Annotated in this window: 6 protein-coding genes and 2 pseudogenes; 1 reads left to right on the forward strand and 7 read right to left on the reverse strand. The window is 59.0% G+C overall.

Annotated elements, in window-relative coordinates:
- Window positions 1-42: 42 nt before the first annotated feature.
- The 7 genes and pseudogenes from B0G73_RS39160 to B0G73_RS39190 all read right to left on the reverse strand — a co-directional run bounded on the left by B0G73_RS39160 (window position 43) and on the right by B0G73_RS39190 (window position 13,823).
- Complete coding sequence (locus tag B0G73_RS39160; RefSeq protein WP_106286381.1) at window positions 43-1,314, reverse strand: NAD(P)/FAD-dependent oxidoreductase; 1,272 nt, start codon at window positions 1,312-1,314, stop codon at window positions 43-45.
- A complete protein-coding gene (locus B0G73_RS39165) occupies window positions 1,311-2,021 on the reverse strand; it encodes a hypothetical protein (RefSeq protein WP_106286382.1) in 711 nt (236 codons plus the stop codon). The genes B0G73_RS39160 and B0G73_RS39165 overlap by 4 nt, the downstream gene beginning before the upstream one ends.
- Window positions 2,018-3,412 (reverse strand): aminotransferase class I/II-fold pyridoxal phosphate-dependent enzyme, encoded by a 1,395-nt coding sequence (locus B0G73_RS39170; protein WP_106286383.1) that lies wholly within the window; start codon window positions 3,410-3,412, stop codon window positions 2,018-2,020. Before B0G73_RS39170 ends, B0G73_RS39165 begins: the two co-directional genes overlap by 4 nt.
- Window positions 3,409-9,741 (reverse strand): type I polyketide synthase, encoded by a 6,333-nt coding sequence (locus B0G73_RS39175; protein WP_106286384.1) that lies wholly within the window; start codon window positions 9,739-9,741, stop codon window positions 3,409-3,411. Before B0G73_RS39175 ends, B0G73_RS39170 begins: the two co-directional genes overlap by 4 nt.
- Window positions 9,725-11,698, reverse strand: coding sequence for an alpha/beta fold hydrolase (locus B0G73_RS39180; protein ID WP_106286385.1), 1,974 nt, complete (start codon window positions 11,696-11,698; stop codon window positions 9,725-9,727). The genes B0G73_RS39175 and B0G73_RS39180 overlap by 17 nt, the downstream gene beginning before the upstream one ends.
- A gap of 39 nt (window positions 11,699-11,737) precedes the next feature.
- The gene (locus tag B0G73_RS39185) at window positions 11,738-12,049 is read right to left on the reverse strand and encodes an antibiotic biosynthesis monooxygenase (protein ID WP_106286386.1); all 312 of its coding nucleotides are present in this window, start codon (window positions 12,047-12,049) and stop codon (window positions 11,738-11,740) included.
- A 754-nt stretch (window positions 12,050-12,803) separates the two neighbouring features.
- Window positions 12,804-13,823: pseudogene (locus tag B0G73_RS39190) on the reverse strand (transposase).
- Window positions 13,824-14,660: 837 nt separating this feature from the next.
- Here B0G73_RS39190 and B0G73_RS39200 point away from each other — a divergent pair.
- A pseudogene (locus B0G73_RS39200) lies at window positions 14,661-15,679 on the forward strand (IS110 family transposase).
- Window positions 15,680-16,105: the final 426 nt, after the last annotated feature.

Raw genomic sequence — 16,105 nt, forward strand, 5'->3', positions numbered from 1 at the left:
GGATGTTGCTAGTCCGGAGGCTCGCGCGCTGACGAGGCGCGATTAGGTTTTCGATTCCGTGTCCAAAAGCGCTTGTTGCTGTTTTCGCTCGACGAGCGGCACATAGCGATGCACCCAAACTAATACATACAGCAACGAAAGGCGCCACCGCAGGAACAGCGGTGCCTCAAATGCATGGCCAGCGAGTAGCGTGAGAATTGCCCGACGTATATTCAGGGGGTTGCGACCAGAAAGGAATAGGTCGCGAAATTCGTGATCATAGAACGCATTGACCAAGCCGAAAAAGATGCCTGTGACCTTTTCGACACGCGATATATACGCCTTACGCGCACTTGCGGCCGCCACTTGCCCGCGGACCAGAGAAGTGATCAGTTGTGCGGCGTGACGGGCACTCTCCATTCCCAGCGTGACTCCGGTTGAGAAGATCGGATCGAGGAAGGTCGCTGCGTCCCCGACCATAAAGTAACCGGATCCAGCCCAGGGCGCACAGGTATAAGTGAAATTGGCGATAACGTCGTTCTTCTCGGGGAACACCGCGTTGCGACAGCGCTCCGTCATCTGCGGACTGCGCTGGATAGCCCATTGCAACAACTTATTCGCGCTGACTCCGATCTTCGTAGAAACGTCACGGTCAAGGACGACTCCGACGCTGGTGCGTTTGGCATCAAGCGGTATGACCCAGAACCACCCGTCTTCGTGTATAACGCCAATTACCGAGCCGTCGTCAGGATAGGGCCTCCGCGAAACGCCTGAAGCGATCGCAAAATACGCAACCCGGTTCAAACCTTGGGTGATCTTGCGCGTCTTTAGATGCCGACCGAGTACAGTCGCCTGACCGCTGCAGTCGACCAACCACTTGCCGCGAAGTTCACCCGCAGTGCTTGTCACGACTACGTCGCCGTCTTCAAGACGATCGATTCTTTCGACCGATTCCCCGAATCGGATCTCGGCCCCGGCGTCTCTGGCGACGCGGCACAGCATCTCGTCGAATGGTGCCCGCTCGAGGTTGAAAGCCTCGAGCTCCCCGATTGGCCAAGCCTCCTTGAAGCGAGCGATGAAACCTTCGACCTCGTGGCCAAGAAGAAACTCCGCGCCAAACTTACGGATGTGTGGCAGCCTGCGCAGCTCGCCTTCAAGACCGAGTTCGCGGATTATCTGGAGAGCACGAGGCATAAACGACTCTCCGATACGGTGCCGCGGGTGATGGCCCTTTTCCAAGACCACCACGTTAAGCCCGGCTCGGGCCATCTCCAGCGAGACAACCGAGCCGGTCGGACCCGCACCGATTACGATAGCATCGTAGACATGTCTCAACGGAGCCTCCGCGGATAGAAGCTACTGAAAAGTGCCTGGCCTGCATCGGGAAGGAACATCTGCATATAACAGTTGCCGAACGATCCGACGTCTAGATCATGGTAGAAGCGATGCGGAAGCGAGCCGCCGCAGTCGCCTTCAACCTGCTGCTCACAGCCGACACCCTCCCACGAAAAAACGCCGTGATATAGGCCTGACGGATGAGCGGAGACGTATTGTCCGGTAACGTACTCGTACTTGTAGATTGGATTTGGGCTCGGATTTCGGAATTCAAGAATAGTTCCGTCTTCATCCCAGACTTCCAGGTCACCAGGGCCGCGGAGTGAGCGCGAAAGCCCAGGCAAATAAATTCCATTGAGCCTTTGTAGCCGATCCTCATGTGCAAGGAAGGTCGGGCAATTAGATGCGATTGTAATGTCATAGACGGAAATTCGCGGCACTGCCATCTCCAGCGACAGGTCCGGATCAACAACGATAGAGAGTGTCAGTTCGATGGTCTCTGCCAGTCCGCCGATCTGCGTGGCATCGAACTTCATGTAGCCGATGTTGATTAATGAGACGCCGTGCCGCGGTTCTTTCGAGCACAGGTAGGTCGGCAGATAATTGCGAACTCGCGCCGTATCGATTTCGAATATGTAATTGACGTGTTCGTCGATCACGTATTCCGCCGTCAGACTCATACCGGCAAGGCTGATATTGGTGCTCATCGGGCGTTCCCGCGTGTGAATTCGAAGTGTTCAGCCGCCTCGCGAATAATTCGCGCCACTCGGCGTAGTTGTTCGCCGGTGTGCTCCGATGTTACGAACAGGCGAACACGCGCCTCACCCTTTGGGACGGCCGGAAACTGCATGATGCTGCTGTCTAGCCCTCGGCGCTGGAGGAAATCGTTTAGGACGAACGTCAATTCGCCGTGGCGATAGAAAACCGGCACGATCCAACTCTCGGTATCGCCTATATCGACATAGGGACAAAGGAGCTCGCGCAGTAGCTTCGCATTTTCATGGATGCGCTTGCGCCGCGCGGTCCCATCGTCCGAACGGGCCAATTCGAGAACCTTGATCATTCCGCCCGTGACGGCCGGGTCGAGTGCACAGGAGAACATGCGGTCCTTCGCATACCAGTTGACGTAGCGGGCCAACTCGCGACGGGCGATCAGCGCCCCGCCAATGCCGCCAAAACCCTTGCTGAAGGTGATGACGATGAGATCGACTTCGTTGAGTACCTCTTCTGCCTCGCAAACGCCGCGGCCTCGCTGGCCGGCGACAAGAATTGAATGTGCCTCGTCCACCATAACTGCTGCGCCATGACGCTTGCAAACGGCAACAATTTCACGGAGGCGGCCGAAGTCTCCATCGGCGCTGAACAATCCCTCGGTGCAGACCAACTTTCTTACACGCTCTGGGGCGATGCTTGTGAGTACCGCGTTGAGGTTTTCGGGATCGTTGTGGCGAAAGTAGAGGATCCGAGCCTTAGACAGCTGCGCCCCTTCCTGGATCGACATGTGCGCCGATCGATCGAGAATGACATAGTGTCCTTGCTTGATAAAGGCGGGGATAGTTCCCATATTGGCGCCGTAACCGGACGAAAAAATCGACACCCCATGGTCGACAAGCCCATAGAAATCAAGCAAGGACTGTTCGAGTTCGCGGTGGAGTGCAAGGGTACCGCTGAGGATGGGCGAGCTTGCCGCGCCGATGCCGTACCGATCTAGGGCCGCCTTCGCCGCTTCGATCACCGCGGGGTGCATCGAGTACCCTAGATAGTTGTAGCTGCCGCAGTTGAGCAGGCGCAGCCGCAGACCATTCGTGCGTTCTACCTCGACCTCGGGCGTCTGACCTCCGAGCCTGGGGACCTCAAATGAATAGGCGTCGTCGGCCTGGATGTCGTCGAGCCAGCTCGAAAACCGCCGCGACTCGGCGTGCTCAATGCTCGTGCTGGTAGCGGCCAAATCGTAAGTGAGGCGCGCATACTCAGGCAAGGCAGTGAGGTCGAATCCGTTTGCCGTAGGCTGAGTACTGACCTTGGCCTGTTTGCGAAGCTTCTCACGCACGCGTCGACGTTTCTCGTCGATCGAAAGGCTCCCGAGGTCATCGGTCATGCATCACCTCCCGCGGCGAGCAATCTGTCTAGCTCAGCCTCCGACATCGTGTCGACATTTAAGTTTGGCTCATCGCTCGGGGGGGAGGCGCCAACGATGGCTTGTGATCCATCCGCGGAGAGCGACGCGAGCACGTGTCCGGCCAACGTCGACACGGTCAATTCCCGCATAATTAGGGGTAGAATGGATAGATCCACACCAAGCTCTCTCCGGAGATTGAGGGTTAGCTCAACCCCCATCAGTGAATCAACTCCCATATTGTCTAGGCTCATGTTAACGTCAATGAGCTCACAGTCTTGATGCGTGACGCGTCCCAACTGGTCACGGATCCGCGACTGCACACGCGCGAGGCGCTCTTCATTGTTCAGCGAACGCAACTCCTTAATGGCTGGATGCTCCGCAGTTGAGCCCCGGCCAGCTGCAACGACTTTGCTGAAGCGTGGTGAGCTGGCTACGTGGACGGATGAATCAGCCCAGCGCTCCCAGTTCATCTGGGCCACACCGACCTGCACTGCGTCGTGTCGGAGCAGGGTGCCGAGAACCTCAACGCAATTGGCGGAATTTATTGTAAGGACGCCAATTCTATCGAGGTAGGCAGCGGTAGCTTGACTGCGGGCCACAAGCCCGACGTCCCCGATCGCCCCCCAGTTGACCGTGAGTGCCGGGAGACCAAGTGCACGCCGGTGCCAAGCTAGGGCGTCGAGGAACCCATTGGCAGCTATATAAGACGCTTGGCCAGCGTTGCCGATGTACGTGGCGATCGAGGAGAACATTACAAACGCCTCGACTGCGGTACTCTTACTCGCCTCGTGCAGGTTCCATGCGCCGCGCGCCTTCGGGCCCATCACGGCGGCGAGCCGATTTGGGTCAAGAGACTCAATCGGACCGTCATCCAAAATAGTCGCCGCGTGAACGATTCCCTGCAATGGCTGAGAGCACGCAGAAAATCGGGCCAGCAACGCGTCCACCGCCGTCCGATCGGCTATGTCGAGTGCGAGTGCCTCTACGACGGCGCCTCCCGCGCGCATGCGTTCAATAGCGACATGTGCTTCGGGCCGACTCGCGCCGCTGCGTCCGATGAGCACCAGCGCCCGACAACCTTGTTCCACTAACCATTCGGCGGTCTTCAGGCCGAATCCACCGAGGCCTCCCGTGACTAACCAAGTCCGGTTTGGGTCGATAACGACACCGTGGTCGCACAAAACTGGCGTCTCACCCGACTCAAGGTCGATACTGATTTTCCCGATGTGGCGCGCGCGCGCCATTGTCCGAAATGCCTCTTGTATCTCGCTCGCGGCGAAACCTTCTGTCGTAACAGGGCCGAACTTGCCACCGGCGATCATCGCGATGACCTCGTTTATCAGTTTACGGAACAGGGCCGGTCGTTCGCGACCCATTCGATCAGTGTCGATGGCCACGTACATCAGACTGCGTTCGAAGTCCGCAAGACCCAGTGTGTTACCTATGCCGATGTCCTTCTTGCCGATCTCAAGGAAGCGGCCATACGGTGCCAAAAGCCCGAGACTCTGCCGCGCGGCTTCGCCAGACAGCGAATTGAGGACTACGTCGACGCCGCTACCGCCGGTAATAGCACGGACACCTTTCACGAACTCTAGACTGCGAGAATCAAGCACGTGCTCGACGCCCAGAGTGCGCAGGAACTCCCGCTTGGCGTCGGAGCCGGCCGTGGCTATTATCTTGGCACCGAGCGAACGGGCGATCTGTATGCCTGCCTGCCCAACACCACCCGAGGCCGAGTGGATTAGCACGGTCTCACCTTGTTGCACATGGGCGAGATAGTGCATCGCGTAATAAGGCGTAACATACGCGATCAGTGAGGGTGCCGCGGCGAAGCTAAGAGATGCCGGCTTGTGCGCCATGTAGCAAGTCGAAACAGTGCGGTAGGTGCGGAAACAGCCTCCAGTATCAATCACGATGACTTGATCGCCGGGCTTGTAATCGTCCACTCCCTCGCCGACAGCGACGACTGTGCCAGCGCATTCCATACCGATGTGATTGCCGATGAATGTTTTCTCGACATAACTTGCTGAAAGCATGTTGAGTGCTTTCAGCAAGTCCTTGAAATTAAGGGACGCGGAGTGAACCCTGATTTCAACTTGGCCCTGTTCCGGCGGGTGTCGACTATCGGGGATCCAGTGCAAGCTGTCGATCACACCGGGCGTGCCGAGCTTAAGCCGCAGCGGCATGTTGAGCGAAGTAGTGGTGGGTTTTGCCGGCTTAGGTCGCCAGCGGTCGAGGCGCGGGACATAACGGGTCGCGGCGCGCAGGGCGACCTCCTCCTCGTCAACTTCGCGTGTTTCAGCAAGCAACCGGTTGGCATCCAATTTGTGCTCGTCGACATCGATGAGCTTGACGCGAAGTTCCGGTCGCTCGGTCATTGCCACGCGCCCGAGCGCCCACAGCGCGCCGGCCGCAGGTTCAACCAATTGAGAGCCAACCGGGACAGCACCTCGGGTGACGATGACAAGTCGCGGCGGCATGGCCAATCCGGACGAAGCGACTTCTCGTACGAGCTGAAGGAGCGCGTTGCACGCCAATTCGCCGGTGGGGTCGCCCGCAACATCGAGATCAAAAGCGCGGAGGTCGACTACACCTGTCCATGAGGTGGAATCACACAGGCGTGCACTGGCCTCTCCCTCTGCCACCACGGCGAGACTGAGTCCAGCAAGGTCGCGGGCAGCGGCGCTGAGGCTCGCTGCGAGGTTGGGGCGCCCTGAGATCAGTAGCCACTGCTCGTCCGTCGGCGGCGATGACTCCCGAGTGGCGACTTGCTCCCAACTCCAGGCGTAGAGCGGCGCGCTCGTTTCAGTGTCTTGCTGCTCCGTCGCGAGCTGCTGAAACCTAACGCCCTCAACCTCTGCCACAGCCGCGCCTTCGCTGTCGACAAGTCGGATATCGCACAGGAGGCTTGAAGTGTGCCGCTGCATCACCTTCACTTGGGCGAATATTGTCGCGCGGGTGGGCGCGTGCTGCCTTACCGCTCGGATGTGCACCGGCACGTATGTGCCCACCGGAGCTTCTCCGGACGAGATCGCGAGCGCCGCATGAAACGCGGCATCAAGCAGCGCTGGGTGTAGCGGATATTGCCCGCTATCGGGATCGTCACAGTAAAGCTCAACAAGAGCCTCGTCGACACCGGCTCGGATGGAGCGGATGCACTGGAAACGCGGGCCGTATTGCAGACCCAGAATTGCAAGCTGGCGGTACAGTGCAGTGACGTCCACGTCAACCGCACAGCGCGCACGAATGGCTGCTACGTCTAAGGGCGTGCCAGCGGCGAACCGACCTTCCGGAAGTCTCCCGGTGGCATGCATCTGCCACCTCGCGTCCTCTTCCGGTGCCAGCGCATTCAACGTGATGTAACCGTCGCGCGGATCGAGCTCGATCCGCAACTCCGTTTGCGATTGAGGATAGAGCGCGCGGTGGAAGGTCAGATCCTCGACCGAATTACCGCGCTCGCATTGGTCCGCGGCTGCGAGCGCCGCTACCGCATATCCTGCGCCTGGAAAGATCGTCACGCCCAAGACTTTGTGATCGGGCAGCCATGGCAAGAAGCGTTCGTTCAGTGTAGTCTTCCAGACTGGCTGCGGCCCCGCCAGCCGTTGGTGGAGTAGCGGGTGAAACTCTTCGACCAATCGATCAGCTCGGGATTCGGGTGTCTCGCGCCACAGGGTCTGCCGTTGAAACGGGTAGCGAGGTGCGCGAAGTTCCGGAGCGTGGTGTGGATACATCTGCCGCCAGTCAAGCGCGACACCAGCGCAGTAGCAGTCACCGACGCCCGCCAAGAGGGTCGGTAACTCTTCGCTGCCGCGCCGCTGGCTCGGCCACGCGTGTGCTCCTGGAACGCTGCGGATGATCGACCCTGTCAATGCCGCATGGGGTCCAACTTCAAGGAACGCCGTGCAGCCGTCCCGTCGCAACTGCTCGAGCGCGTCAGTAAGCAGCACTGGCTCGCGGACGTTTCGCCACCAGTACTCCGCGGTGAGTTCCCCGCCATAAACCCGCCTGCCGGTAACGGTTGAATAAAGGGGCGAGCACGGTGGGGCGGCCCGGAGTCCGCTCAGCGCCGCCATGAACCGCTCGTGCATCGGCTCCATCTGTCGCGTGTGGTATGCAACGCCGACCTGTATCATCTGCGCCCTGACGGAGTTCTCGTCCGCCCACGCGGAGATGCGGCGAAGTTGCTCCGCGGCGCCGCCTAGCGTAACCGACTCCTCGTCGTTAAAAGCGGCAATCTCGACATCGGGCGCAAGCTCGAGGATCTTTTGACGCGCCGTCGCGGCCTGGAGAGCTATGAACAACATCGTCCCGCGCCCCAAATGCTCTTGCTGTAGACGCGAGCGGTGATAGATCAGTGTGAAGGCGTCATCGAGAGTAAATACTCCCGCCGCCCACGCAGCGCCGATTTCTCCTACGCTGTGCCCGACGATTGCGTCGGCTTCCATCCCAAGGGAGCGGAGGACCGTCGTTACACCCACCTGCAGTGCGAGATTGGCGGGCTGCGCATGTCGAGGCTCAAGCATCGGATCGCCAAAGGTTGCTGACAACTCTATAGCAGGATTGAACATCGCCTGCAGTTCGTCAACGCCGCCGGTACGACGCCACGCCGCGTCACAGGCTACAATCGCCTCGCGGAATACCGAAGAGTCGCGGAATAGGCCCCGGCCCATTCCCCACCACTGCGCGCCCATTCCTGCGAATACCCAGACCAGCCGTGCGCTTCCAACGACTTGACCAACGCGAAGCGCGGGGTCGCGACCACCCTTGGGGAGCCGACGAAGTTGTTCAACGAAGTGATCGCGGTTACGTGCAATGACGACTACGCGATGATCGTGATGGGGGCGCCTCACCCCAAGGGCATGGCCGAAAGCCGCTAGATCCACGTCGGGACTGCTAATGACTTGCTGAGCTAAAGCCAATGCGAACTCGTCCCGGGCGCCGTTGGCGCGCGCCGATAGTGGCAGCAGCCACGGCCCCACGCCTGAGTTCACCCGTTTCGCCTCGATTGCCGGGGCACGCTCGAGGATCATGTGGGCGTTGGTGCCTCCATAGCCGAATGAGTTTATCGCTGCAAATCGGCCAAGAATCGGGGAAAGTTTTTCAAGTCGGTTCGGTACGCGTAAGCCGAGCGCGGAAAAATCTATTTTCGCGTTTGAGTTTACCAAGTGCAAATGAGGCGGGACCTGCTGATGCGCGAGGCATAGGGCAGCTTTCATCATCCCGGCGACGCCGGCGCCCGCTTCTAAATGACCGATAATTGTCTTTACGGATCCAACCCATACAGGCTCGTCACGTTTACGCTGGCCAATCGCGTGGCCGATTGCGTTGGCCTCTATAGGATCGCCAACCTGTGTGCCCGTCCCGTGCGCCTCGACATACCCAATTTCTCCTGGATCGATTCCGGCGTAAGCGCAGACCTCGCCGATCAAATTTTCCTGGGCAGTGCCGTTCGGCACTGTTATGCCCGGGGTCCTGCCATCTTGATTTATGCCGCTCCCGCGGACGAGTGCTATGATGCGGTCCCCGGCAGCTAGCGCAACCGAAAGCGGTCGCACGACCACCACCCCGGCACCTTCGCCCCTCGCGTAGCCACTGGCAGCAGAGTCGAAGGCCCGACAACGGGCGTCGCGAGCTAAGAATCCGCCCTTGGCTTCGATGATCGTCGATTCCGGCCTCAACATGATATTCACACCGGCAATCACGGCGATGTCGCACTCGCCATCCCATAGCGATCGGCACCCGAGATGCGCGGCGACGAGCGACGACGAACACGCGGTGTCGACAGTGAAGGATGGGCCCTGTAGATCGAAGACGTGCGAGATGCGATTGGACAGCATTACCATAGAGGCGCTGGCCGCCGAGTTGGAGGAGATCGAGTCGCGACTGAGTACACCCATCTGTTGGAGTGCGTTGTCAAAACAGAACGCTCCGACGTAGACACCCATACGCCGCCGCTGCGCTTCCTCGAGCGCCAGACCGGCGTGCTCGAAAGCATCCCAAGTTGTCTCAAGTAGGAGTCGTTGTTGCGGATCCATCACCGCTGCCTCGCGTGGCGATATACCAAAAAACGCCGCGTCGAAGTCCCAGATCGACTCCCGCAGGAAGCCGCCTTGGCGGGTGCACATACGCCCTGGCGAAGCGGGATCCGGGTCATAGAACTTACGGATATCCCAACGATCGGTGGGGACGTCGCAGATCGCGTCGATTCCATCGCAGAGCATTTGCCAAAACGCTTCGGGGCCGTCTGAACCGCCCGGAAAACGGCAGCCCAGACCGACGATAGCCAGAGGTTCAGGATTTCTCGACATCGGCGCTCCGCTCGAGGTTGGCAATGGCGTCAGCGATCTGCTCCGATTGACGAGCAATGGCCCGCAGGACGCCTTCGGGAGAAACTAGATACCCTGCAAAGTAAAGCCCGGGTGCGTCGAGCGCTTCCGCTGCAGCCGAGAGCCGCGGCAGGCCTCGCTCGTCGAGCGCGAGCGCCGGACCGAGCAGCTCGGAAAGCCCGGGACGGAAACCGGTTGCTGCGATCACGACGTCCGGCTCGATTGCGGGGCCGTGCGCGACTTTAACCACATCCCCGTCGATCGACGTCACCGCCGCCACCGCCTCAACCTGCCCCTCAGCCATCGCCGCGATCAAGCCGACGTCGACTACCGGCGCAGTCTGATCTCGCGTGATCTGCGTGAACAGTCCACGCGACGGCCGCGGGAGTCCTAGCCAGGTTAAGTCGCCGAAGCAAATTCGCTGCAGACAACGGACCAGAACGTCCAACCCCGAAGCGGGCATTATTCCAAGAAGCACGCTCGCGACCTGGACGGGCACTCCAAAAAGCGAGCGCGGGAGAATGTTGGACCGGTCGCGCACAGCAATACGCACCCGCGAAGCACCGCCGAACGCGAGATCGGCTGCGATTTCGGCGCCCGAGTTACCTGCGCCGACCACTAGAACATCGAGTCCGCGAAATGCCGCAGGATCGCGGTATTCGCTGGAGTGCATTACGACGCCGCGAAAGCGACCCTGCTGCGCCCATTCCGGCAGGTAAGGCGTGCGGTTAAGACCCGTGGCCAAAATGACTCGATCGGCATGCCACGACCCCTGATCGGTGTCGACGCGCCAGATCTTTCCTTCTCGATGAACACCAGATACCGTCGTCTCTGCGACGATGTGGAGCCCGTGGTGCCGCGCGTAACGTTGAAGGTATCTAGCAAAGTCGTTTGCTGCAACCCACTGGCCCCAAGCTCGTGGAATAGGTAATCCCGCAAGCCCGGACAGCGCTCGCGTCGTATGCAAACGCAACCGATGGTAGTGGCTTCGCCAGCACTGGCCGACATTGGTTGCTCGCTCGAAGATTACAGTCTCAACGCCGCGCTGTGCAAGAGCCGCCCCATTCGCCAGTCCTGCGGGCCCCGCTCCCACGATCGCGACTCGGAGGCGTCTAGATCGCGGTAGCGGCTGGAGAGCAAGCCGCCGTGGCGACGCGTCCCGAAGCGGGACTGCGAAGCGCTCGATCAGTCGAGCGACCTCGCTCGCATCTTGCTCTGCGAGTACCCAATGGCCACGTCCCTCAAGCACGCAAAGTTCAGCGGGCACCCTATAGGCCCGCTGATTGGCCTCGACGATGGCGATTGGGGTAAGACGATCCACGGAGCCCGCCACAAGTAGTAATGGCGCACGCTCGAGCGCGCGAAGCGATACGTCGGGGAGTCCCGTTACATATGACATGCTCAATCGGGACAAGACACGGCCGGACTCGGAGATAACGGATCGTTCGAAGGATGCTTGCTGTTCGTTCGCTGACAACTGCGCGACGAAGTCCTTCTGCCACCCCGCGTAGTCCATTCGATAGGTTCTCAGCCGCGCAAATCGGTGCCCAAAGATCCGCGTCCCTGTGGGTACGACAAGCCCGCGCAGTGACCGGATACCGCGGGGCGGTATCGGACAGAGCGCGATTGCGCCACATCCCAAGTCGCGATCCAGCAGTATCTGAGCGATAAGTCCGCCGACGGAGTGCCCTATCAGAAGAGGAGGCTCATCGCATTCACGAACGTGCCGTGCATAGTGCTCGACAATGTCGTCTATCCCGAGCGTGGCGAGCCGCGGGTCGGGTTCCGTGCGGAGTAACCCGACTTCACTGTCCTTGTACGGCCAGTCAGGTGTGATGCAGGCAATGCCCCTAGCCTTAAGCGTGTTTATAAGGTGTTCCCAACAACGAGAGTTCACCCACTCTCCATGAATCAACACCGCTACGCGACGACAAGTCATGGGATCCTCATACACCCAAAGCGTCGCGCTCTTGTTAGATCACGCCTCGAGCTTGATCTGAAACATTTCGGGGACTGGTAGATCGCTGACATGACTGGAGAGGCCACCACGAAGTGATTTCTGAATTTCGCTATTATCCCACGCGACTGCATCCGCTTCGGTGTCCCAAATACTTATAGTCATTACCCGATTCGTCTTGTGATCTCCGAGTACATAGATGTGACGGAATCCCGCCGCCTGTTTCATCGCAGGAATGATACTTTGCAACCAGAAAAGGGTACCTGATTCAATCCTACCAGGTTCGACCGTCGTCATCGCAACTCTCGCCACTCCCTGAGTGTCAGCGCTCATCGTGATCTCCTTTTTGATTCGCGTAAGATATTCAAAACTCTCGGTGCCCGATTGCCACCATTTCCTTGTCCAAAAACCGGACCGATAACGCCATGGCCCAGTTAACGCACTATGCCCGCTAGACAACACCTTCGCGACGCGGTGACGACTTGTCTCTCGCAAACGGTCGGTGCAGGCCGGCCGCCGCGAGGTCCGGACATGCGAGGTACATAGCGCAACGCCGCTACGAACACAGCGCAGAAACGGCTTCCGAACCGGAAAAAACAAATGCCGCGTCTTTTCTTATTCGCGGTTGATTCCTTCTTTTCCCTCCCTCAAGCCGCCTGGCGGGCGACCGGCAAATATACTATTTATAGGCGGTGCTCGACTCAAAACCAAGAAAAGCCCTATTTTTAGTCTCGACGAATTCCATGAGATTCGTGTGCTGCCGCACATTCTTCAACCGGATCGTATGTCAGTCGCGCGGCGCGAGCGGCCAAAAGGGACATTTCATGCTGTGCATGGCTAGCATTGGCGATTTACTCGGCTGCGCGCCTTTCAGGTACAACCGCTTTCTTCAACGGCGCCGTCCAGAGATAAAACGGCAAGAGATATGTCTGCGTGCCGGCCTTCGCGACACGTACGTCCGCGCAAACCTGTTCGAGTTCTGCTGATCGGAACTGTACCGCCCAGTCCTATCGGTGGCGGCTGCCGGGTATGTGAGCGGGTGACGCCAGATATCCTGTTAGCGTAATTGATGGAGAGTAATTAGGACTTACGCAAATTGAATTCGAACGGTCGGATTTTTGAGCTGCTGACGGTGGAATTCGTCGAGCATCTGGTGTTTGACCTGATAGAGGGTGCGGCAGGTTTGCCTGGCAATCTCAGCGAGACGAATCCACACCAGTACGACGCAGGCAATGTGATTGCGCTGGATACGCGCTTTGAGGCATTGGCAGCGCTCGATCCCGGTCAGTTGTTAGGCCTCGCGATGAAACTGCTCGATCTTCCAGCGTAGGCCGCACGCGTCTTGTGTGGCCTGAGAAGAATCCTGAGTGAGGCCGTTGGTGACGACCCAGTCCGTGCGGTGTGTCGACACCTCAACCCGGAACAGCTTCACTTTGTGATGTTTGGGAAAGCCTTTGATCATGATGGTTTTGCCGTGCGCGAGAGAGTCCGCATCCCACTCCAGTGAATCAACGCGCCGGTACGGCGATTTCGCACCGAAGTCGTCCACCTGCCGATTGGCGCGCAGCGGGCAATAGTAGATCTTCTCCAGCGACTCGATGAACAGCATCAGATCGCGCGTGGCATACCAGGTATCCATCAGAATACGCCGGAACGGCAGGCGTGTATGATGAACCAGGTTAATCAGCATGTCGCGCACGTGATCCAGCTTGGTTTTGCCGTCGCCGTCCGGATCGTAGAGGCGATAGTCGATGATCCAATGCTCCTGCGTCAACGGATTCACGTACACGCAGTTCACCATGCCGATGCCCTTGATCAGACCGTGAGCATTGCCGCTGTATTAACGTCGGACCAACTCGATTTTGTGGGAGAAATCCTTATTGATGATCGTGTCGTCGAACGCGATGCAACCTTCCTTGTGAGCCGCGATCTGTTCACGCACGTTGTCCCATACGAGACGCGGCGTCATCTTCTCGTTACGCAAAAACCGGTTGATGGCATCTTGGCTCATCTCTTCAACATGGTCGGCGAAGTTCGTCAGCGCGTGGTTCATCGGACTCACCAGCAGGTACTGGCAGTAATCTAGGCGGGTCGGGCGTTTCGGCATGCCCTCGACATTACGAACTTTGGCTTCGCGATGGTTTACGTGGCTTCGTAATAATTCGTTTCCGCGCTCAGGCGTGGCTTTTCGCGTAAGTCCTAGTAATTTCTTACGTATACCAAAGCGCTTACGGTTGGGTGGGTGTTGATAGCGGTAACGCCCTGTAACGGCCGTCGCACCAGCGCAAACTCGTATGACTGGATTGATCGCTTGTTGTCCTCCAAACGGGAGCAAAACTGCCGTTCGAACTAGTCGCGCGTCCGACGTCAGCAAAGCCGACCATAGCCGCCGTTGACCGACGGTCGCGTCAGCGGCGGCTATGGCCGATCAATTGTCCTCGAGCGGCGTTACCGAGCGTCTGCTCGACTTTGATACCCGCCTGCGCCTCAGCAGGAACCGGCAGGGGTGGACCGCACCGCCGAGGCAGCGTATTTGACCGAAGTATTCGTTATCGCCCGGCACTGGCTGCAGGTCGCGTCCTCGCAGAACGCAGCGAGATCAACGCGAATGCCCTGCACACGAAAGATTCTCCGCACGGAGGTTCGTCGCTACCGCTTACCTACGCGGGCGGCGACGCCGACCGGTCACGCTACGCTTCAATCCGCGAGTCGGATCGCAGGACCTTGCCGCTCGTCAGGTCTCGACGTGTTTCAACGTCTCCGGTATCGGGCGGTGGTCGGGCATTGCGGTCAATCATGTTTGAGCGCCGAAACCCTGCGCAACTATCGGCTCTGTCGAATGAAGGGACTTCCCCGTCCCGAGGCTGCGGCGGAAGCCGCGAATCGGCATCCACGTGCCATGATGAAGTCTCAACCTTCATCAACACCATAGGAGGGGAAGTCCATGTCCATTGTCACCGTCGGAATTGATCTCGCCAAGAACGTCTTTGCGGTTCACGGAGTGGATGAAGCCGGCAAGGCGAAATTAATCAAACCGCGTGTTCCACGCGATCAACTGGTCACGCTGATTGCCCAGTTACCGCCTTGTCTCATTGGCATGGAAGCCTGCTCGGGTGCACATCACTGGGCGCGGATGTTCCAGCAGTACGCCCACACGGTAAAGCTGATGGCACCGAAACTCGTGGCACCGTACCGGACGTCAGGCAAGCGCGGAAAAAACGATGCAGCCGATGCAGCGGCCATCTGCGAAGCGGTCACACGTCCGAGCATGCGTTTTGTGCCACTGAAGGACGAACATCAGCAGGCCACGCTGTGCCTGCATCGAACACGGCAGGGTTTCATCGAGGAGCGCACAGCAATCTACAACCGCATACGAGGCCTACTCTCTGAGTTCGGCGTAGTCCTGCCGCAAAGTCCGGTGCGCTTGCGAAGAGAAATAACGGCCCATCTTGAGGTCTTGCCTGGCTGGGCCAGACGTTGCGTTAACGATCTGCTCGAGCACGCGAGCCTCCTTGAGGACCGGCTGGTCGAATATGACCGGGCGATCGGCGAAATCGCGCGCGAAGACGAGCGCAGCAAACGACTCATGCAGCTGCGCGGCATCGGCCCGACCACGGCGAGCGCACTACTTGCAAGCCTTGGTGCCGGACATGATTTCCGGAACGGTCGCCAGGTGGCCGCGTGGATCGGACTGACGCCGGGACAGCACAGCAGCGGCGGGAAACAGCGACTGGGCAGTATCACGAAGGCAGGCGACGCCTATCTGCGCAGCCTGCTGGTGCTGGGTGCTCGCTCCGTCATCGCCAATCTCGGCGAGAAACAGGATCGGTTCAGCCGGTGGGTGCGCAGCCTGGTGGAGCGCCCTAACGCGCGTCCGTCGCGATCGCGGCGAAGAATGCCAGGATGGCATGGGCGAGCCTGAAATACGGCGATGATTTTAGGTACGAACCGACTGCCGCGTGAACACATCGCAACACAACACCTTCGACGACCAACAACATCCATCATGAGCAAATAGAGATCACTTTGCACTGCCAGCGGTGATGTGAAGCGGGTTGGGCAAGCACGGGGTATATCTGGCTTATCGCGTGGGATTGCATTCCCGAATGTCGAATGAGATCCCCGTGCGCGTCTTTCATCAGGGTCCGGGCAATCATGCCCAACATGACCGTTTGTAGCATCGCAGTCCTTCACCTTTTCACGTCGCAACGGCAATGCAGCACGTCACAACACGTAGGCGCGATTGAGCTTGTGCTCAGCGGGGAAGTCCTTGTAGCGATAAGGATGGCAGGATGAGAAAGTGCCGATATGATAAGGATGACTTAGATGACCAGCGAATAGAATTGCTCTGCAGCAGTCAACTGGATCCCAGCGGGTTTCATCTGCCCC

The sequence above is a fragment of the Paraburkholderia sp. BL25I1N1 genome (assembly GCF_003002025.1).
Taxonomy (GTDB): domain Bacteria; phylum Pseudomonadota; class Gammaproteobacteria; order Burkholderiales; family Burkholderiaceae; genus Paraburkholderia.